Genomic DNA, 23,382 nt, shown 5'->3' with positions numbered 1-23,382 from the left:
AGGTGTCAAATGCCCTATTCCTTTCCTTTAAAATATAATTCAAATCTTAACCTAAGCATTCTCTCATTTGATGGAATTAATCCTAGGTCATCTATAAAGGATGCGACGTTTTATCGGCAATACAGATATCCCACCGGTTTGGCGGAATATACGCTCCACGCAAATTCAGAGATATATGGCGGTTATGCGAATAGCAAATATCCCCAGTTTGAAATAGAAACGGGGAATATCCGCAGTGCGTATATTTCCAAAAGTATCATCGGGTGGATAAAATCATTCATTCAATCAATACAAAATTTAAAATTTTCGTTTGGTATGTTTTATCTATTTGTTTCGATCTTTATGTTTATCTCAATTTCTTCTCCCCTTCGCATTTATAGCCAAACTCAAGGGAACGAACCGACTCTACTTGTGGCCCCGATCCAAGGCCCAATCAATACAGAGTTCCAAGAATTTGGTCCAACGATGACTCCGGATGCAAAAACCTTATATTTTTATTCCAAACGTTCTAATCGTGGTTATACGGAGATTTTTAAATCGGAAAGAAAAAAAGATGGGACTTGGGATTTTCCAGAAGAGGTAGATGTTTTGAATTCGCCATTCGATGACCAAAGCCCCTTTATATCGAGAGATGGAAAAACACTTCTTTTATCATCGAATCGTGATGGATCTGTCGAAGTGGTGTTACCTGATGGAAAGGTTGGAATTTCTCGGGATTTGTATGTATCAAACTGGAATGGAAAAGAATGGGGTAGTCCCGTTGCATTACCTGCTCCCATCAACACAGAAGAAATAGAAGAAAATCCACATCTCCTCGGTGATACTTTACTTTTTACAAGATATCCATTTGGAAAACCAAATTTGGCAAAAGTCTATTTTAGCCAATACAGAGGAGATAAATGGTCAAAGCCAAAACTCTTACCATCTCCAATTAATGATAATTATGCGACCATTGCGGCTGCCTTCAATGATGATGGTAGTATTTTGTTTTTTTCCTCGAATCGTCCTGGCGGTTATGGCGGGTTCGATTTATACATGGCAAAAATTGATGGGGATTCGTTTAAGGATATAGAGAATTTAGGATCTCCTATTAACTCAAACGAAGACGAAGCATATATTGTTTTCCAACAGGTAAAAAAAACATTTTTGTTTTGTAGAAGGGTGGAGGGAAGGTCGTTTGATCTTTTTACGGCTTCCGTTCCTAAACAAGAAAATCTAGTGCAAAAGAAACTTGAGGAAACCAAAAAAATATCTTTGGACTCTGTATATTTTGAAAGGGCTTCTTCCATTTTAAAACCAGAATCATCCGTTCCTTTGGATGCCATCGTCGATTTTTTACATGAAAATTCTGATAAAAAAATGAAGATTATTGGTCATACTGATTTAACAGGTACATTTGAAGACAATATGGTTCTCTCCAAGGAAAGAGCGGAATCCGTTAAACAATATTTAGTCTCTAAAGGTGTGGATCCCAAACGTTTGGTGACCGACGGGAAAGGACCAACTCAACCAGTGGTGCAGGCAACTGACGAGGTTTCCTCTAAAAAAAATCGGCGCACCGAATTTGTCCTAATAGATCCTTAATTTTTCCTTGCCGTTTCCATTTCCGAAGAAAAGGTAATGGGGATGTTGTTTCTTATTAAGGTTCGAAATTTTGGATTTGTTTCCATTTTGGTAATTTTGTTCTCTAATTCTATTTCTGCGCAAGCGAGCCAAGTTTTAGAAAAAATAAAAAAAACAAAAACGCTTACAGTTTCTGTGAATGAATTTTACGATCCGTTTTATATTGAAAATCCCAATCCCAATTTTCCGGGGTTAGATGTTGAGTTAGCTCAGGAATATGCAAAATTTTTAGACGTTGATTTAAAAATTATTCCACTTCGCACCTTCGACCAACATGCAAGGATGTTAGAAAAAGGTGATACGCAAATTGCTATGGCAGGAATTTCATCTTCTATCAATCGATTTAGAGACGTGTATTTTACAGATCCTTATTTGATTTCGACTCCGGCCGCACTAGTGAATCGAACAGCTTTACCACCAGAACCAGAAGGACAAATCGTAACTGTACAATTGTTTCGAAACTTAAATGACCTAACAAATATTACAGGAATTTCTTATTCAGTACTTGCAAACAGTTCGAACCATCAATTTTTACGTGATGCCTTTCCTAAGGCACAAACCTTTTCTTATTTTACTAACGAAGCTGCCTTAAGTGAATTAAAGAAAAATAATGTAAATGCATTCGTGGCGGATTCGTTTTACATTCAGGCACTTTTACAAAAAGATTCTTCTCTAAGAGCCAACTATTTGCCAATTTTGGGAGTTGTGCAAGAAGATCATATCAGTATGGCCACAGCAAAACGAGATGTTGAATTTCTTTATAATTTAAATTTCTTTATCAAAGAATTAAAACGTACAGGAAAAATCCAAGGTTTGATCAACAAATATTTTAAATCAAACCAATGGGTAAAAAAAGAATAAACTGAAATGTCATTACGAAATTTATTCTTCTTCAGTTTAGTTTTTCTTTTGATTCCGTCAGGTCTTTTGATCGCGCAGGAAGAAGAATCACAAAGAACTTTTATGAATTTTAATGGTTCCTTTAGGGTTCGGGCGACAAACGTTGGACGAGATGTTTTATTAGAAAGAAAAACTCCCGTTACACCAATCAATAATTTAGAAAAAGAAAATACAGAACGCCAACAAGCGGAACAACAAACAATCCAATCGGATTTAGAAAGAAGACAACAAGGTTTACCTAGCCAAATCACTCGAAGAAAGGAAGACGTAAGTTATTACGATTCTAGGTTTTTATATAACATGAGTTTTTCCGCTAACAAATATGTGGAAGGAGTCTGGGGGATGCAAGTCGGTGATATTCCTTTTGGTGGAAAGGGATTACGTGCTACTGGGCCTGATGGATTTGATCCTGGACTTGTTGGTCCAGGATCCGGTGGGGAAAGAGGTCGCACGGCTGCAGTGAATGTGCAAACCAACTTTTTGTATTTGAACTTTCGAATACCTGAGTCCGGGCTCTTTATCAAAGTTGGACAACAACTTTTTAGTTCCGCACAAGGACGTGTTTTATTTTCAACTGGAACAGGCGTTAGTATTCTTAAAAACTTTCAATTTTTACGTTTGTCATTGGAAGGTGGAATTTTACGGGCACGCGACCAAAGTTTTATGGATGTAGATAAAAATGGATTCGCGGATAAAAATTACCAAAGTTCCAATATTTACTATAATCGTTTAAAATTTGAATACTTTCGCAATATTCGAAATGAAGTGTATGCCTACTTTTTGGATGACAATGATAAATCCGATAATGAAACCGCAAGACTTGCTTGGTATGGACTTCATAATGAATTTAATTTTCAAAAATTTTCATTTATTGTTCATGGAATTTTAAATACAGGAACGGTTAAAAAACTTCGTGCTGTTACTGATAGTAACGATGTTACTATTTATAATACGACACAGAGAAATTTTATCAAAGGTGGAATGTATGATTTTCAATTTACCTACCGTTGGAGTGAGTCGTTAAACTTTAATTTGATTGCTCTTGGAACAACGGGAAGACCTGGTTACGATGAAAAAGGCCACGAAGCCAATTTGAAAGGAAATGGATACAGAACTTTAGCTCCCGGATTTTCAATTTCAAACATAGCAACGGACTTTACAGGTGGTTATGCTTTGTTCAATGGTTCTAGTTTTTCTGGTTTGAATGAGTATGGTTTTTATTCTAATATCATTGCCTTTGAACCATATCAATTCACGTTGGGTTACTATCAATTGTGGGCAACAAAATCCCCTGAGATACGTATCAATCGCGAGTTTAGTGAACTGAATGGATATAGAACATCCACTTATATGGGGATGGAATATAATTTTAATATTCGTTATAACGTAACATCAGACTTCCAAATTATTTTTCGATCTGGTTATTTCGTAGCTGGGGATGCTCTTTTTGTATTGCTTGATTCCAAATATGGGCGCGTGTTACGAGAAGCATTCATTGTGTTCGAACATCGGTTTTAAAATATTGAACATTTTCTTTATTCACTTTCTACGATCAGGATTATAAATTCAGAAGGTACAAAATTGAAGATTTGGTTAATTCAAATTATTTTGATTTTTTCATTTTTGGTGAATTGTTCTGCATTCAATTCATTTGAGAGCAAAGAAGAAAGAGAGAAGGAAAAGTCAGATAAAAAATTTGAATCTATTTGTATATCTATGATGGCTTTATATTTTTCCACATGTTCGGATTCAAATAAACCTAGGAACCTCTGTTCTGACATGTATTTACAATGTCTTTATGTTTGCGGGGCGCAGACTTCACTCCCTGGATGTGGATTTTAATTGAATACTTGACTATTTTTGTATTTTAATGTGATTCAAGTTGTAAATTCGAATCATGAAGATATCGTGCAAAAACTTATCAATTACAAAGGGAATGATATGTTAAAAGTAATCGATTAAATATCAGTTAAGGCTCCAATTCATAAGATTTGGGATATACTCACAAATCCAAAGTTTATCAAAGTATGGGACGATATTCCTGAAAATTATTCGGGAGGATCGTTAAGATTGAATTCTGTTGTAGAATGGGAAGGGCACGCCAGGATGGTTGTGACTGAATTTGATGAATTAAAAACTTTGAAACTTAACTTATATTTACCAAAAGTTAAATTAGATCCCTCCGACTATGATGTTAGTTACCGATATACTTTAACAAAAGAGGATGATGCTGTTCTAAAATTTGAAATCGGCGTTTTTTCCCCTCTTCCTGATGCTAAAGACTACTATGAAAGTACAATCGAATGGTTAAATATAGCCAAAGTAAAAATCAAAACTCTAGCAGAGAGTTGATACAACATTCGCATAATATCAGTTAATGTTATAAAGTTAACCTTGACTTGATTGCTTTACCTAAAGTGTATTGGTCAGAATATTCTAACGTACCACCAATGGTGATTCCATGGGCAATTCTTGTAATTTTAATTTCCATTGGTTTGATCACTGTGGAAAGGTAGGATGCGGTTGCGTCCCCTTCGAGTGTAGGGTTCGTTGCGATTAGAACTTCTTTGATTTCTCCATCTTCTAATCGATGGATGAGTTGGCGAATTCGTAATTGATCAGGGCCAATTCCATCTAAAGGTGAAATGGCTCCATTGAGTACATGATATTTTCCAACATATTCTTTTGTGTTTTCAATAAAGAAAATATCTTCTGGTTGTTCGACAACGCATAGAATTCCTGTCTCTCTTCTGTCAGACAAACATATAGAACATACAGCATCTTCTGTGAGTCCGCCGCATTCATCGCAAAACCGAAGTTTGGTTTTGGCCTCTTCTATGTTTGAAAGCCAGGAACGGAATGTTGATGGATCCATTCGTAAAATATGGAATCCGATCCTTGTAGCACTTTTTTTTCCAATTCCAGGAAGGCTTGAAAAAGATTGGATTAGTTTTTGAAATTGTGGATCAGACAGGTGGGAACCCTCCATCCTTTTGGAGTTGGTTGAACACTCCTTCAAAATCACTTGGATTGAATCCCAGAACATTTTTCATTTCATGAGCCATTGTTTCTTTGGCTTTTCTTTGTACTTCGTTCGTAGCAGAAAGAATTAGATCTTCTAACATTTTTTTGTCATCAGCATTGAACATGATGGGATTGATGTTGAGATTAGTAAGAATTCCGTCAGCAGTTGCCGTTACTTCTACCATCCCTGCTCCTGCGGACGCCGTTACTCGAATCTGAGCTAGGCGCTTTGCGAGTTCTTCTTGTTTTTCTTTGATGTTACCGAGTTGCGAGAATGCTTCTCGCATTTGTTTCATTTGATCAAAAATTCCCATGGTACCTTTTGGACTTATAAATTCTTAAATTGGTTGGGATCAACTTCCATCCCAGAGAACTTTTCTTTCAAAAGTTTTTCCATGTCTTCTGGGCTGGATTGTGTTGTCTCGGCTGGTTTCGGAGGATTTGGTTTTGGTTCAGACGTTTGTTTTATTTCTACATCCAAATTTGATTTTGGCTGCGAAGGTTGTTTTATTTCCGGTTCTCGATTCTCTACTGGTTTTTCCGAAATGGTTTTTGTCGGTTCTGGTTGTGTGTTCGTTACAGTATCTTGTTTTTGTGTAGCAGCAGTAGTTGCGGTAGCTGCTTTTTTGGGAGTCTCTAAATTGTCAGGGATATGAGAGATATCACCTTGTACCAGTTTAGTGAGTTCTGAAATTTTAGCAAGTAATCCCGACACACTTGGTTTTTCGCGATCCAAAATTAACTTACGAAACTGAATTTCTAAATAAACTTTCATCTCGTAAGAACTGCGAAGTTTCATCAGATTCAATTTTTCATGTACGGAAAAAATACGTTCTGCGAGTAAAACTAAAACTTCACGATCAAGTTCTCTGTAGTTTTGTTTTAATTTTTGCAAATCCTCTTGAGGGATGTTAATTGATTCTCTATCTGCCAAATTGTCTTTGATGAGAAGAAGAGAATTCAAAAATTCAATAAAATCCCAAACAAACTTACCAAGATCAATTCCTGCTTGGAAAAGATTTTCGAGAGTTTCAAAAATTTGTGCACTTTGGGAGGAATCAAGTAATTGATTTAGAAAATCTGTAAAGGTATCAATTCCATGATACCCAATCATTTTTCTAAGTTTGACACCTGTTAGGTTTCCATCCGTAAAAATAACCGCTTGTTCCATAAAGGAAAGTGTGTCGCGAACGGAACCATCACCTTTTTTTGCAATCCAGAACAATCCTTCTGAATCGTATTTCAAATTCTCTTTTTCACAAAGAGTTTCGATGTAATTTTGTAAAACGGTGACAGGTACTTTTCTAAAATGGAAGTCTTGGCAACGGGAAAGAATGGTCTCTGGAATTTTATGATATTCGGTGGTCGCTAAAATAAAAACAACATGAGCAGGTGGTTCTTCTAAGGTTTTGAGGAGAGCGTTAAAAGCCGCTCCACTTAACATATGAACCTCATCCAAAATATAAACGCGGTACTTTCCACCCATTGCATTGAATTTTACATTTTCGCGTAATTCTCGGATATTATCCACACCACTGTTGGAAGCGGCATCGATTTCAAATACATCATTTGAATTTCCCTTGGTGATTTCCAAACAAGAGGTACATTCGTTACAAGGTTCAACACCATCTGGCCTTTCACAATTGAGACGTTTGGCTAGAATTCTCGCGATGGTTGTTTTACCAACACCGCGGGGGCCAATGAAAATATAAGCATGGCCAATCTTTTTCGATTTAAATGCATTTTGTAAAGAACCAACCGCAAGATCCTGATAAATTACATCACGAAAGAATTGAGGTCTGTATTTTCGAAAGAGTACTTGGTGGTTTTCGCTCATGTAAGTCCGTGTCTCAAAAGATAAGAAAAGGAAAATTTGTGAATCACTTTGATCCTGTAAGTTCGTATGTTGGAGGCAATGAAATATTTACAGTTGTATTGGATATTTTCTTCTTAAAATTGCGGCGACTGGATCTCGGGAAGTTTCAAGGAATATGGGAGATTTCTGAGACAAAGCAAGGTTTCGGTCATTCGAAACTTTAGGATTAGAAATGAAGAAAGAGTAGAACCTGGCGGAGAGACCGGGATTCGAACCCGGGGTGCTTTTGGCACACATGCTTTCCAAGCATGCACAATAGACCACTCTGACATCTCTCCAATGGTTTCTACTGGCTTCCATAAAAAGAAACCGTCATTAGAATTCTACCTTTTCTCTTTGAAAAAACTCAGAAATTCGAATTTTATGTGGGATCTTGGGATGAGAGTGCATTTGGGAAAATGATTCAATAAATAAATGGACTCGGTTGTGTAAGAGGAAATTCCTTCGCCCGGTTTTGCCGGAACAAAATAAACCACTTCAGGAATTTTCATTCGTAAAATGGCACCTGCACAAAGCAAACATGGCTCAAGAGCTGTAATCAAAATATGATCTGTGAGATAACGACCTTCTGTTTTAGAAAGGGCATCTTCCATTGCTAAAATTTCGCTATGTTTTGTGGGATTTAATGTTTGTTCGACGGAATTAAAAGCAGAGGACACAACTTGACCGTCTTTTGTGATGATTTCTGAATAAGAGGGAATTTCGTCAGGATGGTTGGAAACCGCTTCCGAGTATCGTTTTAGAAACGAGTCGAATGTTTCCACGTGCGCCCAAGAGGATTTGAACCTCTAACCTTCTGATCCGTAGTCAGATACTCTATCCAGTTGAGCTATGGGCGCAATGAATGCTTGAAGCACTTTTACCCAGTCCAAAAGAACGGGTATCTCTATGCTTTTTTTAAAGCGGATGGAGTAAATCAAAAATCCAGAAATTCCTAGATAAAGTAGTATAGAAATTAAGTGGATGGTTGCAGCCAAATAAAGCCCAACAAAGGGTAGAGCGGAGACAACTTGTGCAAATAGAAGGATCAGCAAGAACAAACAAGTATTAACTGCAGAATACAAACAAACTGTCACAAATTCGGGAACACTTCGTTTCCAAGTAAAAACGGGTACCCAAGAGAAATACAAAGGTAAAACAGCAAAAATTTTTGCAGCTTCCTCAGTGAGTAAGTAAGCCTTGAGTTTCTGGATTTTTTCTTTGATTTGGGCGGTATTCATGGCAGTATCAACGGAGACGCAGGGATTCGAACCCTGGGTACGATTGCTCGTACGACGGTTTAGCAAACCGCTCCTTTCGGCCACTCAGGCACGTCTCCAGCGACTCGGAGAAGGTAGGATTCGAACCCACGGTGGGATTACCACGACGGTTTTCAAGACCGCTGCTTTAGACCACTCAGCCACTTCTCCAAGAGTACCTATCCGTTATGTTAAATGCGAGTGCAGTGTCAATTGAATATTCAATGAATGGTTCTAGAGAATGGAAAAGTTGCGTATAAAACTAGAAAAGTGGGTGAATGGTGGCTTCTGTTTAGCGCATCATGAGGGTCATGCCGTCTTTGTAGAAGGCGGAATCCCTGGTGAATTAGTAGACATAAGTCTTTATAAAACTGGAAACAAAGAATGGTTTGGAACTGTTTCTGAGGTGATTGAATCTGCAGAATCCAGAATCCCATCTGATTGTTCTGTGTTTACGGAATGTGGTGGATGCAGTTATCGCCATATTTCTTACCAAGATGAGATCAAAATCAAAACTTCACTCCTAAAAGCGATGTTTCCTGAATGGACCGGGAAAATTGAAGTAGTGACCGGACCGGAAAACGAATACCGAAACAATGTGCAGTGGCAATCAAATGGAAAAGAAATTGGATATTTTGCAAAAAATAGCCATCGGATTGTGAACGAATCTCAATCGGTTTGTAAAACTGTCGATAAACGATTGTTATGGGCTGAAATTCCACAAGGGATAAAAAAATCGGTAGCCAAACAAAAATCCATCCAACTAAGGCTTTCGTCAAAATCGGTTGTGAATTATGAAAGGGACCAAACAGAAATCAGTGTTTTTAATACTAAACTCAAAGTCCCCGAACGTGGATTCTTTCAAATCAATAAATTCCTTTTAGAACCGTGGCTTTCAAAAATCAAATTTCTCATACCAGATTCGGCCAACATTCTAGAATTATTCTGTGGTTCTGGAAGCATTGGCATTTCCATTCGGGAAAAAATTGCCTCCCTATACGGAATCGAATCTCATGAAAAAAGTATTCGGTATGCAAAGGAAAATGCCAAAACTAACAATGCGTTGCAGTTTGAATATGAAGTCAGCGATTTGTATCAAAAACATTTACCGAAACATACTTCAAAATTTCCCATTTGGATTGTAAATCCTCCAAGAGCTGGACTCACGGAAGGAATCATTGAATCAGCTTCTATGTTTTCACCAAAACAAATTGTTTATTCTAGCTGCAATCCAAGTACATTAAAAAGGGACATTACAAGGTTAGAAAAAATTGGGTACCGATTGCAGTATATTGGTTTGTTTGATTTTTTTCCAAGAACACAACATTATGAAGTTCTTGTGAGTTTAAAAAAATAAAAGAACATACAACTCACAGAGAAAATTCTGTGAGTTGGTTCTGATAACTTTACTCTGTTATTTTTCTTTCGTTGTGAATTTAAAAGGAAGGTAAGCTGGACAGAATCCAATGGCAGAGGTAGCAATCATCACAAGCCCAATTACAAAAAGTACAATTGCAGTTGTTCCTTCTACAACCCCACCTAGATAGAGACCACCTAATACTAATCCTACGACAACTCGAATGATTCGGTCATAAAGACCCATATTTTGAAACATATCCAATCTCCTTAAAGTAAATTGGACGAAAAAATCTCTTTGGATTTTTTATTTATTTTTTTCTAACCATTCTAAAATCGACTTCGTCACTTCTTCCCTTTTTTCCCAATGGAGGAAATGTCCGGCATGATCGAATCCAATTTTGCGAAACCCACAGGGGAAGTCTGTTTCATCTAATCGGTGTTCAAATAGGTTTTTATGAAAACAACCATCGTTTAACCCGTAAAGAATTTGCGTGGGAACGGTAATTTGTGAATCTAAAATTCCTAATATACTTTCTCTACCTGACTCGGTAAATAAGTCGTTTAAATTGCGGTAATAGGCAAGAGCCGAAGACAAAATTCCTGGATTTTGGAAATTGGCTTTAATCTCTGCTAAATGGTCTTGGTTTGGCGAATATCCAGGTGACCAATCTTTCCATAAATAATCCACGAGCGCAAATCCATTGGAACGAATGGTAAGTTCTGCTAAAAAGGGAATTTGAAATAAAACTACATACCATGAATGGACGGTTTGTTGGGGTGCCCAAAAGAAGGAATCTTGGTAAGTGCGAAGGAGCGGTACTCCAAGGCTTGTGATGGATTTGATCCGATTGGGATAATACATTCCGGCCGCAAAGGCAATGACAGACCCCCAGTTATGACCAACAAGATGTACTGAATCCCAACGACGGTCATCCATCCAACCAAGGATATCATCCACTAAATCCACAACATGTAATTTCTGAGCATGAGAGATGGTAGAAGGTTCATATCCACGCATAACAGGCGCAACACATTGGTATCCCTTTTTACCAATGGATTCCATGATGGGAGCAAAGGTTTTATGATTATCAGGAAACCCATGAAGGAAAAGGACGGGTGCGCCTGTTCCTGTTTCTAAAGTGGTAAATACGCTAGATGAATTTCTAATTTCCGAGTGATGCATTGTGATTTGCCAACTTTTCTTTTTTATAATTCGTTCGAAAGAATTGTAACACAATCTCCCTTGTATCCAAGTCCTTACTTAAGTATCCGTATTGTTTCTCGTTTTGGTAATAGAAACCATTTGGCCAGATATGCCCACCACCAGGGATCAAATACCCTTCCACAATTTGGTCACTGGAACAATCAGTAAATTTTGTGTATTGAATGTCTCTTTTCCAAAATTTGTTTAGATGTCTTTTATGGGATTTTGATTCTTCTTTGCAGGAAAAACTAGAAGTCCAGTATTCTAATGATTCTAAGTAAGACATCACATCCCCGGCTGGAATTCTATGTGCATTAGGACTTGGATCAGTAGGAATAGAAACAGTTCCACCTTTATAAGGCACAACATCATCCGCAGTTCCCATAATGAAGCCTATGGATTTTTTTGGAGGTGGATTACAGATCTCTTTTAAACCCTTGGACGTGACCGCAGCAATCGAATATCCTGAACTAAATAAATCCTCAGCTTCGCATAACAACCGCTGAGTCATAAAACCACCATTGGAGATTCCCACAACATGGATTCGGTTATAATCAATGGGAATTTCTTTATCGATAAAACGAACCATATTACGAAAAAATTCCACATCATTTGTATTTCGTTTATCTGTAAGAGAATGTGAAATCTTTCGTCCATCATTCCAACGATTGGCATACCCATCAGGATATACTGCCACAAATCCATATTCTTCGGCTTTTTCTGACATTCGAGAAAGGTAAATCATTCCTTCTCCACTGCCGCCACCACCATGTAAGATAAAAATCAAAGGTAGACGATTTTCTTTAATTTGTTTGGGAACGTAGTAACGAAATGTACGGATGATTCCATCAGAAGAAATCGATTCCAATCTATGTTCTTTTACAGGAACAATGGAAGGGAGAGATTTACAAAAAAAAGAAAAGGAGATCATAAGAATTAAAGGGATTAACTTTTTGTTGAATGAAATCAAATTCATATAAATAGGGATTCAAAGGATTTGATCGTTTCTATAAACTTAGGATCACTTTCTAACGGATAGTTTGGATGAAATTCTTTATCGATTGTCGGATCATAAGGACCCGACTTCCCTTCAAAACAAACTGCCGTTTCAGACAAACAAACCAAACTATGCCAAACCCCAGGTTGTAAGTCGATTCCTCGTTTTGGTCCGTTTCCAGAAAGTTTATGTGCTTCTTTTACTTCCCCATTCTCATGGAAAATTAAAAATCCGATTTCCCCTTCGAGGATGACGAAAGTTTCCGGTTTTGGATCCGACAAATGTCTGTGAGGTGGAATGTAGGTATTTTTAGAAAGAACGTTGAGAAATCTTTGGTACACTTCCTTTTGTTCATGGAAGTTGTGATTCGTACGTTTTCTATCTGCGGTTTGAGCTTTTTTAACGAGGTTTCCGATTAAGTCGGAATCAATGAGTTGTATTTCCTGCAAGTTGACCTTCCAATTCCTGCTCGATGAAGGCTAACATATCCGGAACACAAGCCGTACAAGTATCAGCCGCTCCCATCTCGCGGGCGACTTCTAGTATAGGGCGGTTTGTATCTTTGACAACATTTAAGATAGATTCAAAGAAAACTTCTGCACAGTGACACTTGATCATGGTTCTGAGAATCAGTCTCTTGGTTAAAAACAATTCTGACAAGTACTTTTGGTCTTCAAAGTAGAGATTTTTAGCCCTTTGTACCTTTTGGCGTTTTGTTTTTTTGGTAGTGAGAGACTGCCCACTGAGTCAATTCCCTAATCACTGCTTCCAATGATTTGCCGTGTGCCGTGATTGAATATTCTACGCCAGGAGGAAAGGAATCGAGGACGGTGCGTTCAATTAGAAGGATTTTTTCCAATTCTTTCAATTCTTTGGATAACATACGATCCGTGATTCCTGGTATTTCTTCACCAATTTCCTTGAAACGTTTTTTTCCAAAAGAAAGGGACATAATAATTGGAAGTTTCCATTTCCCACTTAGAAGTTCTAAGGCTTCCCTGAGTGGTAAAATTAGATTTGCACACTCCGCGTGATCTTTCTGGCAACTTGTTTCTTTTCCTTTCATGACAATGCTTCTAGAATTTGTATTCCACACGTAACGTCAACCCAAGGATTCTATCTGATTTTCCTTCTTTTTTTTGGACGAATGGGAACAAGACTGATCTGATGATAGTTACTTACAAAAGAATAGTAACTATTATTAATGTCAAAAGGATAGAATTATGAATTGGATAAAAACAATATATTGGATCACTACTTCAGTCATTGCAGCGATGATGTTGTTTAGTGGGTATAATTCCTTAAACAATGCAGAAATGATCGAAGGATTCCGTCACCTTGGTTTTCCTGATTATTTCCGAATAGAACTGGGAATTGCGAAATTATTGGGTGCAATTGTTCTAATTGTTCCAAAAGTTCCGATACGTTTGAAAGAGTGGGCTTATGTTGGTTTCGGAATTACCTATATCTCAGCAGCGATAGCACACTTGCAAGTCGGTGATCTAATAGGTAATGTGATCGCACCTTTTGTGTTTTTGGCTATTTTAGTGACTTCGTATCTAATGTTTCACAAAACTAAAACATAAAGAGATTTTGAAAAACTTGATTGTAGATACCAGAAAATTTTTTTGAATCTATAACGACTGATACACTTTTAGATATGGTTTTAATACATCTCGCCAGAGGAAACGTTTTGCATTTTCCAATCCTTTTTTCTGGTAAGATGTTTGTTGTTTAGGATTTCGAAGGATCATGAGCAATTTCGTTTGGAAATCTGCTCCATCGTTTGGATCAAAGAAGCTGGCAGAATCATGGAGCACTTCCGGCAATACAGAAGCATTTGAAGAAAGTACAGTGGTTCCCACAGCCTGTGCTTCTAAAACAGGAAATCCAAACCCTTCAAATAAGGAAGGATAGACAAAGACTTTAGCTCCTTGGTAGGCAAGTGGCAAACGATCGTAGAGAACATGATTTAAAAAATAGATTCGATTTGAATTTTGTTTTTGGAATTTTAAAAATTCAATAGGGATTTCTTTACTTATGCCACCCACAACAAGAGGAAGTGTAAGCGATCCTTCTTTCCACATACGTTCCAAATTCTTTAATAAAAAAGGAAAGTTTTTATGCGCTTTCCCGATCCCCACAGTAAAAAGATATTCCTTTGGTAACTTTTGTTCTTTGACAAACGAATTCACTTGGGCAAGGGAATGTTTTGTAAAATTAGAAAGATCAATTCCATTGTAAACCACAGAGATGGAACCATCCTTATATCCAAAACTTTTAATGAGATCATCTTTGGTGTACTGAGAAACAGTGATGATTTTGCGAGCAAACCATTTGATCCACCGGAAGACAATTTGCATATACACTCGTTTGACGAGGGAACTATGGGCGGCTTTAAAATGATAAGGAATGAGATCGTGAATGGTAACAATGCATTTACGAATGTATGGAAAGGGAATATTAAAATGTGGGATGTCTAAAAGATCCATTTCTGCCATTCTGGAATGACCTAAAAATTCTTTGAGGGAATAGATATTTGTTTTGTATTCTATGATTTCCGCGTGTTTCGGAAGGTCGTATTTTTTTAAAACAGAGGGATCACCAAAAATATATAAATCGGCAATCTTTGAAGGAATGGGCCAAAACTTCAAAATATGTTGGATTCGAATTCCAATCCCAGAATTTTCGATCATCCGTGCATCGTATCCAATTTTAATCCGCATTCTGATTTGATTATGTCCTTTAGAATTAATTTAAAAAAAAAGGAAATGTATCTTTTCCCGATAAGTCAAGTCTAGTCAAATTACTAGTAAATATTCTGCATTCATAATTTGGAAGGCAGGATCAAGACACCAGGAACATATCTGTCAAAAGGAATCGAATGGAAAACTTAATCGAAGAAATCCTAAAACAAATTGGTGAAGATCCCTCGCGAGAAGGTCTTGTGAAAACGCCTAATCGAGTAAAGAAGGCTTACGACTTTTTGACAAGTGGGTATAAAGCTGATTTGAATCAAATTGTGAATGGTGCGATCTTTGAAGAAAATACCACAGGGATGGTACTTGTCAGAGATATAGAAATGTATTCTTTGTGCGAACACCACTTGCTTCCTTTTTATGGAAGGGCCCATGTGGCTTACATTCCCAATAAAAAGATCATTGGAATTAGTAAAATTCCAAGAATTGTTGATGTGTTTGCTCGTCGTTTGCAAGTACAAGAAAGACTCACTGACCAAATTGCCCAGGCTATCCAAGAAACTTTGGATCCTTTAGGTGTGGGTGTAGTTATCAAAGCCAAACATTTATGTATGATGATGCGTGGAGTGGAAAAACAAAACTCAGAGCTATTTACATCTAGCCTACTTGGTCTCTTCAAAACGGATCCAACCACACGAAGTGAATTTTTAGATCTGATCCGAACCGGCTCGCATTAAGTTCAATTTTTAAATTCGATTTTTCAGATTCATGCTGGACTTTTCTAAAAAAAAGTTCAGCATTCTTTCTTTAGAGGGAATCTATGCCGAAAGAAAGAATCGTGGCACCGTCCAAAGACTTCGCTAAATTAGCGAACGTTAGTTTAAAAGAATACAAAACAAAATACAAAGAATCCATAGAAAAACCAGAAAAGTTTTGGGCCGAACAAGCAAAACGCCTAACATGGTTTAAAAAATGGACCAAGGTTCTCAAACATGATTTCGCCAATGCAAAAGCCGAATGGTTTGTGGGTGGGAAACTCAATGTTTCCTATAATTGTTTAGACAGACATTTAGATTCTCCTTTAAAAAACAAAGCGGCTCTCATTTGGGAAGGAGACAACCCTGATGAATCCAAAGTCCTTACCTACCATGACCTCCACCGCGAAGTGAATCATTTTGCAAACGTTCTAAAAAAGTTTAATGTAAAAAAAGGGGACAGAGTCCTCATTTATCTGCCTATGATTCCGGAGCTTGCCATCACTACGCTTGCTTGTACACGAATTGGTGCGGTACATTCCGTTGTGTTTGGTGGATTTTCGCCAGAAGCCCTACTTGGCCGGATTGAAGATTGTAAACCTACACTTGTCATTACTGCAGATGGCGGGTATCGCGGCGGCAAACCAGTCGAACTCAAAAAAAATGTGGATGTTGCTTTAGAAGATAGTAAATACAAAGTCAAAGACGTAATCGTTGTTAAGCGAACTGGAGACGAAGGTAATTTGAATTGGAAAGAAGGTAGAGACCACTGGTACCACTACCTGATGAAAGAACCGGATGTAAAAAAAGAATGCCCTCCTGTGATCATGGATTCCGAAGACCCACTTTTCCTTCTTTATACTTCAGGATCTACGGGAAAACCAAAAGGTGTCCTTCATACCACAGCTGGATATCTACTCGGTGCCAATCTTACCTTTGCCACCATCTTTGATTATAAAGATACGGATACGTATTGGTGTACGGCAGACATTGGTTGGATTACGGGACACAGTTACATTCTCTATGGACCTTTGTCCAATGGTGCCACATCTCTTATGTTTGAAGGCGTTCCTAGTTATCCGGATGCCGGTCGTTTTTGGGATGTGATTGATAAATATAAGGTGACTGTATTTTACACAGCACCGACGGCCATCCGTGCGCTCATGCGAGAAGGAATTGAACCTATCAAAAAGAGATCTTTGGCATCGCTGCGTCTTCTTGGTTCTGTGGGTGAGCCTATCAATCCAGAAGCTTGGGAATGGTATCATACCAATATTGGTAAATCAAAATGCCCGATTGTGGATACTTGGTGGCAAACAGAAACTGGATCCATTATGATCTCTGGAGTTCCTGGTGCCATCCCACAAAAGCCAGGTTCGGCGAGTTGGCCATTTTATGGAATCCTACCAGTCCTTGTGGACAACGAAGGTGTGGAGATCAAAGGCAAAGGAGAAATCTCTGGAAATCTATGTATCGCGAAACCTTGGCCTTCCATGATGCGAGGTGTGTATGGCGATCCAAAACGGTTTTTTGATACCTACTTTTCGCAATTCAAAGGGTATTACTTCACAGGTGATGGTGCCAACAAAGACAAAGATGGATACTTTCGCATAACAGGAAGAGTTGATGATGTACTGAATGTGTCGGGACACAGAATTGGTTCTGCAGAAGTGGAGAGTGCTCTTGTTGAACATAAATCTGTTGCTGAGGCTGCGGTTGTGGGATTTCCACATGACATCAAAGGCCAAGGGATTTATGCTTATGTGACTGTGAAACATGGAGTGACCACCAATGATGCCTTAAAAAAAGAACTGATTGCCATGGTAGAAAAAGTGATAGGTAAAATTGCAAGGCCAGAAGTCATCCACTGGGCTCCGGGACTACCAAAAACCAGATCAGGGAAAATCATGCGTCGGATTCTAAGAAAAATTGCCAATAACGAATTTGATACTTTAGGAGATATCAGCACCCTCGCTGATCCATCCGTAGTGCAGTCGTTAATTGACGATAAGAAAAAATTCCACAGTTAAGATAAGGTTTTAAAGATCCTGCGGGAGAGCGGAAAACACTCCCATCACTCGCAGGAATTCAGATTCTTCAAATTCCAAATCCCTATCTTTTAATTTTTGACGGTATTCGTTTGCTTTTGCTGTATCTCGTTTGGAAAACCAGTGGATACAAAACAACAAATACTCTCTATTTTTACGATACGTGTTTTGGTGATTTTCTAATTCGGTGGCCGTGAGTTTGTTTTGGTTTTTAAAGTCTTTAACAAGGGAATCAATTGCAAGAGTGTCTCTGTCTTTTCCAAGATTCGCATAACTTTGACGAATGAGAAATAAAATTTCACCTGCATCCGAATCGGGAAAAAATTTAAGTAAATTGTAAAATCCTCGGCGAAATAAAGTTAAAGCTTCCAGGTATCTTTGTTTTTCTTGGAGAAAGACTCCATACCTTGTGAAGTATCTAGTTTCATTTAAAAATACGGTAGTTGTCCATTGATAGGCTTGTTCTAAAAGGTCAGACTGTCTTCCTCTACGGGCCAAAATTAAGGTTTCATACATCCCTTCTTCACGAGGGAAATAAACCAAGTATCGTAAACTCAAGTCATCTGCTTCTTTCCATTTTTTGCTTTTGATATTTTTTTGAAGGCTAGTTTGTAAGGCATCTTTTTCAGAAACAAAAGTTTTGTCTGATTCTAATATTTGAATATAGGATTCGTAATCGGATTCCAAACCAAGTTGTCTAGATAAAATGGCCGCTGTATACAATCTGTACTTAGCACTGGGTTTTTGTTCTAAATACAATTTGGTATAGAACAAAGCTTCCTTTTGTTTCCTTTCCTTTTCGTAAAAGTCTGCAATGTAGAGAACCAAATCGAGTTGGTCTTTTTTCTTTTTGATGGATTCTTCATAGGCATGAATTCCATCAAAGACCTGCCCTAACTTCATGTGGGCGCGTGCGGCTAAATTATAGTACCGATAGTCCGGATCAGGATTTAATTCTTTGGCTTTGATGAGAAAATCGAAGGCTTTGGTCGGGGTTTCTTGGACAATTTTGTCTTCGGCCATTCGCAAAAGATCTTCGTATCCATAAAAAACCTTAACAGGGTTCAGAACCTCTGTCTGCGCTAAATTTGGCCTCGAAACCAGAAATAGACTTGTTACCAGAACACCAAATTGCCATATTCTCCTAGACCGAAGTATCATCTATGGATTCTCATCGGTCATCTTCTAAATAATCTTAGAAATTCAAATAAACAATCTCAAAGAGGATCTCATGAATGTAGAGTTAATCATCATCGTCATGGCACTGGTTTCCATAGTCACGGCGATATTCTACGCGGCTCGGGTGGTTCGCATCCAAGTGGGCGCAGGCGGCGGAAGCGAAAAAGAAACCGCTAAATTGAAAGAAATCTCCGCTGCGATCGCAGAAGGGGCTATGGCCTTCCTTCTCAGAGAATACCGAGTCATTTTGCTATTTATCAGTTTCATGACGGTTCTCATTTATTTACTTTTGGATAATCCAAAAACTGAATTCAACGAAGGAATTTATACTGCCGTTGCTTTTGTTTCAGGTGCCCTCATTTCTTGCCTTTCTGGTTTTATAGGAATGAAAATTGCGACTGCTGGTAACGTTCGTACAGCAGAAGCCGCAAAAACTTCTCTTTCCAAAGCTTTCCGTGTTGCTTATGATTCTGGAGCCGTAATGGGTTTTGGTCTGATTGGTCTTGCGGTTCTTGGAATGATCGGACTTTTTCTTCTATTCACAGGAACAAACGTAGGTGTTGCCAAACACATCCTTATGGAATCACTTGCTGGTTTTGGTCTCGGTGGATCTTCTGTAGCACTCTTTGGTCGTGTGGGTGGTGGTATTTATACTAAAGCCGCTGACGTTGGTGCTGACCTTGTAGGTAAGGTAGAAAAAGGAATTCCAGAAGATGATCCTCGTAACCCAGCAACCATTGCTGATAACGTAGGAGACAACGTGGGTGATATTGCTGGTATGGGTGCTGACCTTTTTGGTTCTGCTGCGGAAGCAACTTGTGCGGCTCTTGTGATTGGTGCAACAGCATCCGCTCTTGCTGACAATAACTCTGCTCTACTCTATCCACTTTTAATTTCTGCAATTGGAATCCCAGCTTCCCTCATCACTACATTCTTTGCTCGAGTGAAAGAAGGCGGAAATGTAGAAAAAGCTCTCAAACTCCAACTTTGGATTTCTACATTCATCGTAGCAGCAGCTCTTTACTTTGTAACTGACATCTTTATGATCGATAGTTTCCAAATCGGAGACAAAACCATCACTAAGTGGAATGTTTATACTTCAGTCGCATTAGGTTTGTTTGCTGGTATGTTCATTGGTTGGATCACTGAGATTTATACTTCTCATTCTTACAAACCAGTACGTGAAGTTGCTGATGCTTGTGAAACAGGTGCTGCGACTAACATCATCTACGGACTTGCTCTTGGTTACAAATCCACTGTAGTTCCAGTGATTTTACTTGTGATCGTAATTGTTGTTTCCAATATCCTTGCAGGTATGTATGGAATCGCAATCGCTGCTATTGGTATGATTTCCACAATTGCAATTGGTCTTACGATCGATGCTTACGGTCCAGTATCTGATAACGCCGGTGGGATTGCTGAGATGGCGGAACTCGGAAAAGAAGTTCGTGATAGAACTGACAACTTGGATGCAGCGGGAAACACCACTGCGGCCGTAGGAAAAGGTTTTGCGATTGGTTCTGCTGCGCTTACTTCCCTTGCCTTATTTGCAGCCTTTATCACTAGAACACAAAATGCTTCCAAAGAAATGGGTGAAGGTGCGATTGATCTAACTTCCATCGAACTACTTGATCCACTCGTATTTGGTGGTCTTCTTTTTGGTGCCATGCTTCCTTTTATCTTTTCTGCGATGACTATGAAGTCTGTAGGAAAGGCAGCTCTTGATATGGTAAAAGAAGTTCGTCGCCAATTTAAAGAAATTCCAGGTCTTATGGAAGGAACGGCAAAACCAGAGTATGCTAAGTGTGTAGACATTTCTACTTCTGCTGCTCTTCGGGAAATGATTCCTCCAGGTCTATTGGTTCTACTTAGCCCGATTGTCGTTGGTTATTTGTTTGGTGTGAAGTCACTTGCTGGTCTTCTTGCAGGCGCCCTCGTTTCTGGTGTGGTTCTTGCGATCTCATCTGCAAACTCCGGTGGAGCTTGGGACAACGCGAAAAAATACATCGAAAAAACTGCTGGTGGAAAAGGTTCTGAGAAACACAAAGCTGCGGTTGTGGGTGATACAGTAGGAGATCCATTCAAAGATACTTCTGGCCCTGCCATCAACATTTTGATTAAACTTATGGCGATCACCTCACTCGTGTTTGCTGAGTTTTTTGTAACAAAAGGTGGGATCATTTTAAATTTCTTTAAATAAGAAATTTCTATAATGAATACGATCAAAAGGATTTTGTCCTTCTAAATCAGAAGGGCAGTTTTTTAGATCATCCAATCTCTGAAAAAGTGATTGGATCTTTGGAAGAGCCGGCGGAAACGTCGGCTTTTTTTATAGGGTTGTAAAACTGAAACTAGTGTTTGTGCCGAGGGTCAGCCCAAATATGGATTGGATGTTTTGACCGAGTGTGATGGTGTAAGTGGTTCCCGTTGTCAGAGCACTGGCAGGTGTTAGGGTAATGGTTCTATTGGACGCACCACCGCTAAGACTGGGGCAAGAAGGCGTACAACTAATATTCGTGTTGAGGGAAGTGGTATCCACTGCTTGGGTCAAAATGATCGTGATTGTGGGGCTCAGCGCAACACCCGTTTGTCCATTTGTTGGGGATGTGGATTCAATGGTAAAGTTTGACGAAGTTTGTGTCACGAGTGGAAGCACGAGGACACCCAAAAGAGAGGGTTCGGGTTCAGGAAGACAAGTTAGAGAGGAAAAACCAAACAGAAACAGAATTTGAATTTTCTTCCACATTGTCATAACGTCTAGATTTAGTTTCGACTAATTTCCCTTGGTAACCGTGCAGAGTTTTGCGTAAATCCCGAAGAAATTAAAAGTTTCTAGTTCAATAGACGTAATTTCCCTAATATTTCCGTTCCTTTGGGCGACCTCTACTGAGGCATCCCCCAAAGCAATTAGGCCTAAGTAGGATTTTGCACAGGCAATCCCTTCTTTCGTGGCAAGGATACCCGTTTCCATCATACTGATCCTTTGGTCTTCGTAGAGTAACCCTTGGGTTCCAAATCCGGAACTGGCGCAGGATGAACTGAGAGTGAATGAAAAAAAGGCTAAAACAAGGATACGGATCTTCGGCGGGTAAATTTTATTTTTTAAGTTCCAAATCCAAAAGTTTAGAAAGTTTGTTTTGTAAAATGATGATATCGTCATAGAGTTTTTCGATTTGTTCTTCTTTCTTTTGGATTTTAGCGGTTAACGCATCCAATGATTTGTTTGGTACATTGTTTTTTTTAGAATGGAAATCCTTCAATTTGGATTCTATCTCTTCATAGATAAGTCCACTTTTTAATTTCTTTGCAAATTCACTAAGGGATTCAATGTTCTGTTTCATCTTCCGGTAATTCGCAAACAAAGTTCTTGGAAAAAGAAATATTGGTTTTTATAATAATGATCTAAACTGTGAATTTCTTTGGGTCGAGTGTTCCGAGGAATGAAATCATAACTAGCATTGCCCAAACTCACAAGTCCAAAATAATTTGTGGTGCAGGATTCAACAAAACGATCGGTTGGAACCGGGATTTTTCCTGGAGAATGCCAACCTTCTTGTCCTTTGTTTTGAAATATTGTTACCGACGGATTTCCAATTTGTATACTGAGACAATGAAACAAAAAAAAGACCATCGGTAAAAATAAAACTTTTATCATACTCTACTGGCTTGTATCAAAAAAGTAGAAATAGGAGAATCGAACACCCCTGTCCATCGCGTTGTCTGCTTTGGGAAGAACACCAAGTAAAAATGAAAAACTAAATGTACCTAAACTTTCTGTACTCATGGAAATACCGGGATAAAAATTAAAATAACGCAAATTTTTATCAGCAGTTTTGTCTAGAGGTTCTCTATATTCAAGTTCCGTGAAGATTCGAACAGAATCGGCAATGGCAAAAGAAGGAGCAATGCCTACTTGGTAATAACGTTTGAATTCTTCCAAACTTGATTCTTTACCATGTCGGTTTGTTTCTGTTTGGAATCGGAATTCCGACATAATTTGAAATATACCACGTTTGTAACCGAGTCCAAAGTTCGGTCGGATCAAATAAAAATCTGGATTTTCTTTTTCACGAAATTCAGCGTTTCTTTTTTTGTCGTAAATTCGCAAACCACCACCAATCAAAAATTGGGAAGATCCATTATCAAAAATTTTTCCGTATTTGATTCCCCCATTCCAACGATCCCAAGTGATTTCTTTTGCAGAATCGGTTTGAGAATATTCTGTCCTTCCAATGGAGGATATGACAGAAAAAGATTCGGAGAATTTATACTCACCTTCGACATTTATGTTTTTATTAATTTCCTTCACACCGTTGAAGTTTTTATCCCAGTAACCTACGTTACCTCTGATTTTTGTATAAACTGCAACAGGTTCTACTTGGAGGGGATGGGCAAAACCAGTATTTGCAGATGTTGGCTGTGAATATAAGGAAACAACCGAAACGAAAAAAACTAAAGAAATGATGATTATATTTTTCAT

Annotated in this window: 26 protein-coding genes and 4 tRNA genes; 9 read left to right on the top strand and 21 right to left on the bottom strand. The window is 38.4% G+C overall.

Annotated elements, in window-relative coordinates:
- The first annotated feature begins 9 nt into the window (after positions 1 to 9).
- The 4 genes from EHQ24_RS11280 to EHQ24_RS11265 all read left to right on the top strand — a co-directional run bounded on the left by EHQ24_RS11280 (position 10) and on the right by EHQ24_RS11265 (position 4,875).
- Positions 10 to 1,584 (top strand): OmpA family protein, encoded by a 1,575-nt coding sequence (locus EHQ24_RS11280; RefSeq protein WP_135601719.1) that lies wholly within the window; start codon positions 10 to 12, stop codon positions 1,582 to 1,584.
- A 54-nt stretch (positions 1,585 to 1,638) separates the two neighbouring features.
- The gene (locus EHQ24_RS11275; protein ID WP_208725803.1) at positions 1,639 to 2,484 is read left to right on the top strand and encodes a substrate-binding periplasmic protein; all 846 of its coding nucleotides are present in this window, start codon (positions 1,639 to 1,641) and stop codon (positions 2,482 to 2,484) included.
- Between the two features lie 6 nt (positions 2,485 to 2,490).
- The gene (locus EHQ24_RS11270; protein WP_135601717.1) at positions 2,491 to 4,041 is read left to right on the top strand and encodes an alginate export family protein; all 1,551 of its coding nucleotides are present in this window, start codon (positions 2,491 to 2,493) and stop codon (positions 4,039 to 4,041) included.
- A 552-nt stretch (positions 4,042 to 4,593) separates the two neighbouring features.
- Positions 4,594 to 4,875 carry a hypothetical protein gene (locus EHQ24_RS11265; RefSeq protein ID WP_244310396.1) on the top strand — a complete coding sequence of 94 codons (282 nt, stop codon included), beginning with the start codon at positions 4,594 to 4,596 and terminating at the stop codon, positions 4,873 to 4,875.
- Between the two features lie 28 nt (positions 4,876 to 4,903).
- Here the strand turns inward: EHQ24_RS11265 and recR are convergent, their stop codons facing one another.
- The 8 genes from recR to EHQ24_RS11225 form a co-directional block, all read right to left on the bottom strand.
- Positions 4,904 to 5,512 carry a recombination mediator RecR gene (gene recR / locus EHQ24_RS11260; protein ID WP_135601716.1) on the bottom strand — a complete coding sequence of 203 codons (609 nt, stop codon included), beginning with the start codon at positions 5,510 to 5,512 and terminating at the stop codon, positions 4,904 to 4,906.
- Positions 5,490 to 5,855, bottom strand: coding sequence for a YbaB/EbfC family nucleoid-associated protein (locus EHQ24_RS11255; protein WP_208725802.1), 366 nt, complete (start codon positions 5,853 to 5,855; stop codon positions 5,490 to 5,492). The genes recR and EHQ24_RS11255 overlap by 23 nt, the downstream gene beginning before the upstream one ends.
- A 20-nt stretch (positions 5,856 to 5,875) precedes the next feature.
- The gene (dnaX, locus tag EHQ24_RS11250) at positions 5,876 to 7,384 is read right to left on the bottom strand and encodes a DNA polymerase III subunit gamma/tau (RefSeq protein ID WP_135601714.1); all 1,509 of its coding nucleotides are present in this window, start codon (positions 7,382 to 7,384) and stop codon (positions 5,876 to 5,878) included.
- Between the two features lie 230 nt (positions 7,385 to 7,614).
- Positions 7,615 to 7,701 (bottom strand) — tRNA-Ser (locus tag EHQ24_RS11245).
- Between the two features lie 45 nt (positions 7,702 to 7,746).
- Positions 7,747 to 8,187 (bottom strand): nucleoside deaminase, encoded by a 441-nt coding sequence (locus EHQ24_RS11240; protein WP_135601713.1) that lies wholly within the window; start codon positions 8,185 to 8,187, stop codon positions 7,747 to 7,749.
- Between the two features lies 1 nt (position 8,188).
- Positions 8,189 to 8,262, bottom strand: a tRNA-Arg gene (locus EHQ24_RS11235).
- A gap of 392 nt (positions 8,263 to 8,654) precedes the next feature.
- Positions 8,655 to 8,741, bottom strand: a tRNA-Ser gene (locus tag EHQ24_RS11230).
- 7 nt (positions 8,742 to 8,748) lie between these two features.
- Positions 8,749 to 8,832: transfer RNA gene (locus EHQ24_RS11225), tRNA-Ser, on the bottom strand.
- Positions 8,833 to 8,902: 70 nt separating this feature from the next.
- On the opposite strand from EHQ24_RS11225, the gene EHQ24_RS11220 reads away from it, so the two are divergent.
- Positions 8,903 to 10,018, top strand: a complete 1,116-nt coding sequence (locus tag EHQ24_RS11220; protein ID WP_135601712.1) for a class I SAM-dependent RNA methyltransferase — start codon at positions 8,903 to 8,905, stop codon at positions 10,016 to 10,018.
- A gap of 57 nt (positions 10,019 to 10,075) precedes the next feature.
- Here EHQ24_RS11220 and EHQ24_RS11215 read toward each other — a convergent pair whose 3' ends face one another.
- The 6 genes from EHQ24_RS11215 to EHQ24_RS11190 all read right to left on the bottom strand — a co-directional run bounded on the left by EHQ24_RS11215 (position 10,076) and on the right by EHQ24_RS11190 (position 13,287).
- Positions 10,076 to 10,276: a YgaP family membrane protein gene (locus EHQ24_RS11215; RefSeq protein WP_100743683.1), complete on the bottom strand. Its 201-nt coding sequence runs from the start codon at positions 10,274 to 10,276 to the stop codon at positions 10,076 to 10,078.
- Positions 10,277 to 10,324: 48 nt separating this feature from the next.
- Positions 10,325 to 11,203, bottom strand: a complete 879-nt coding sequence (locus tag EHQ24_RS11210) for an alpha/beta fold hydrolase (RefSeq protein WP_135601711.1) — start codon at positions 11,201 to 11,203, stop codon at positions 10,325 to 10,327.
- Positions 11,184 to 12,200 (bottom strand): CE1 family esterase, encoded by a 1,017-nt coding sequence (locus EHQ24_RS11205; RefSeq protein WP_135601710.1) that lies wholly within the window; start codon positions 12,198 to 12,200, stop codon positions 11,184 to 11,186. Before EHQ24_RS11205 ends, EHQ24_RS11210 begins: the two co-directional genes overlap by 20 nt.
- On the bottom strand, positions 12,197 to 12,670 hold the full coding sequence (locus EHQ24_RS11200; RefSeq protein WP_135601709.1) for a WbuC family cupin fold metalloprotein: 474 nt from the start codon (positions 12,668 to 12,670) through the stop codon (positions 12,197 to 12,199). The genes EHQ24_RS11205 and EHQ24_RS11200 overlap by 4 nt, the downstream gene beginning before the upstream one ends.
- Positions 12,648 to 12,839, bottom strand: a complete 192-nt coding sequence (locus tag EHQ24_RS11195; protein ID WP_135601708.1) for a (2Fe-2S)-binding protein — start codon at positions 12,837 to 12,839, stop codon at positions 12,648 to 12,650. Before EHQ24_RS11195 ends, EHQ24_RS11200 begins: the two co-directional genes overlap by 23 nt.
- Before the next feature lie 70 nt (positions 12,840 to 12,909).
- Positions 12,910 to 13,287, bottom strand: a complete 378-nt coding sequence (locus EHQ24_RS11190) for a winged helix-turn-helix transcriptional regulator (RefSeq protein WP_135601707.1) — start codon at positions 13,285 to 13,287, stop codon at positions 12,910 to 12,912.
- Positions 13,288 to 13,444: 157 nt separating this feature from the next.
- On the opposite strand from EHQ24_RS11190, the gene EHQ24_RS11185 reads away from it, so the two are divergent.
- Positions 13,445 to 13,807, top strand: a complete 363-nt coding sequence (locus EHQ24_RS11185; RefSeq protein WP_135601706.1) for a DoxX family protein — start codon at positions 13,445 to 13,447, stop codon at positions 13,805 to 13,807.
- A gap of 48 nt (positions 13,808 to 13,855) precedes the next feature.
- Here the strand turns inward: EHQ24_RS11185 and EHQ24_RS11180 are convergent, their stop codons facing one another.
- Positions 13,856 to 14,947, bottom strand: a complete 1,092-nt coding sequence (locus EHQ24_RS11180) for a glycosyltransferase family 4 protein (protein ID WP_244310395.1) — start codon at positions 14,945 to 14,947, stop codon at positions 13,856 to 13,858.
- A 137-nt stretch (positions 14,948 to 15,084) separates the two neighbouring features.
- Here EHQ24_RS11180 and folE point away from each other — a divergent pair, with 137 nt between their 5' ends.
- On the top strand, positions 15,085 to 15,657 hold the full coding sequence (gene folE / locus EHQ24_RS11175) for a GTP cyclohydrolase I FolE (protein WP_276401133.1): 573 nt from the start codon (positions 15,085 to 15,087) through the stop codon (positions 15,655 to 15,657).
- Between the two features lie 83 nt (positions 15,658 to 15,740).
- Entirely contained in the window at positions 15,741 to 17,705 is a 1,965-nt protein-coding gene (acs, locus tag EHQ24_RS11170) for an acetate--CoA ligase (RefSeq protein WP_135601705.1), read from the top strand.
- 9 nt (positions 17,706 to 17,714) lie between these two features.
- Here acs and EHQ24_RS11165 read toward each other — a convergent pair whose 3' ends face one another.
- Complete coding sequence (locus EHQ24_RS11165) at positions 17,715 to 18,884, bottom strand: tetratricopeptide repeat protein (protein WP_135601704.1); 1,170 nt, start codon at positions 18,882 to 18,884, stop codon at positions 17,715 to 17,717.
- Between the two features lie 70 nt (positions 18,885 to 18,954).
- Between EHQ24_RS11165 and EHQ24_RS11160 the strand changes: the two genes are divergently transcribed.
- Entirely contained in the window at positions 18,955 to 21,102 is a 2,148-nt protein-coding gene (locus tag EHQ24_RS11160) for a sodium-translocating pyrophosphatase (protein WP_135601703.1), read from the top strand.
- A 129-nt stretch (positions 21,103 to 21,231) separates the two neighbouring features.
- Here EHQ24_RS11160 and EHQ24_RS11155 read toward each other — a convergent pair whose 3' ends face one another.
- From EHQ24_RS11155 to EHQ24_RS11135, 5 genes are read right to left on the bottom strand one after another with little or no spacing between them, the layout of a single operon-like run.
- The gene (locus EHQ24_RS11155; protein WP_244310393.1) at positions 21,232 to 21,648 is read right to left on the bottom strand and encodes an Ig-like domain-containing domain; all 417 of its coding nucleotides are present in this window, start codon (positions 21,646 to 21,648) and stop codon (positions 21,232 to 21,234) included.
- Positions 21,649 to 21,675: 27 nt separating this feature from the next.
- Positions 21,676 to 22,062 carry a TRL-like family protein gene (locus EHQ24_RS19370; protein ID WP_244310392.1) on the bottom strand — a complete coding sequence of 129 codons (387 nt, stop codon included), beginning with the start codon at positions 22,060 to 22,062 and terminating at the stop codon, positions 21,676 to 21,678.
- Entirely contained in the window at positions 21,998 to 22,243 is a 246-nt protein-coding gene (locus EHQ24_RS11145) for a hypothetical protein (RefSeq protein ID WP_135601702.1), read from the bottom strand. Before EHQ24_RS11145 ends, EHQ24_RS19370 begins: the two co-directional genes overlap by 65 nt.
- Positions 22,240 to 22,557 (bottom strand): TRL-like family protein, encoded by a 318-nt coding sequence (locus EHQ24_RS11140; protein WP_135601701.1) that lies wholly within the window; start codon positions 22,555 to 22,557, stop codon positions 22,240 to 22,242. The genes EHQ24_RS11145 and EHQ24_RS11140 overlap by 4 nt, the downstream gene beginning before the upstream one ends.
- Positions 22,558 to 22,560: 3 nt before the next feature.
- Positions 22,561 to 23,382 (bottom strand): hypothetical protein, encoded by an 822-nt coding sequence (locus EHQ24_RS11135; protein WP_135601700.1) that lies wholly within the window; start codon positions 23,380 to 23,382, stop codon positions 22,561 to 22,563.

The organism is Leptospira noumeaensis (assembly GCF_004770765.1).
GTDB classification, from domain to species: domain Bacteria; phylum Spirochaetota; class Leptospiria; order Leptospirales; family Leptospiraceae; genus Leptospira_A; species Leptospira_A noumeaensis.
The sequence above is the reverse complement of the archived record's forward strand: the minus strand, read 5'-3'. Positions and strand labels throughout refer to the sequence as shown.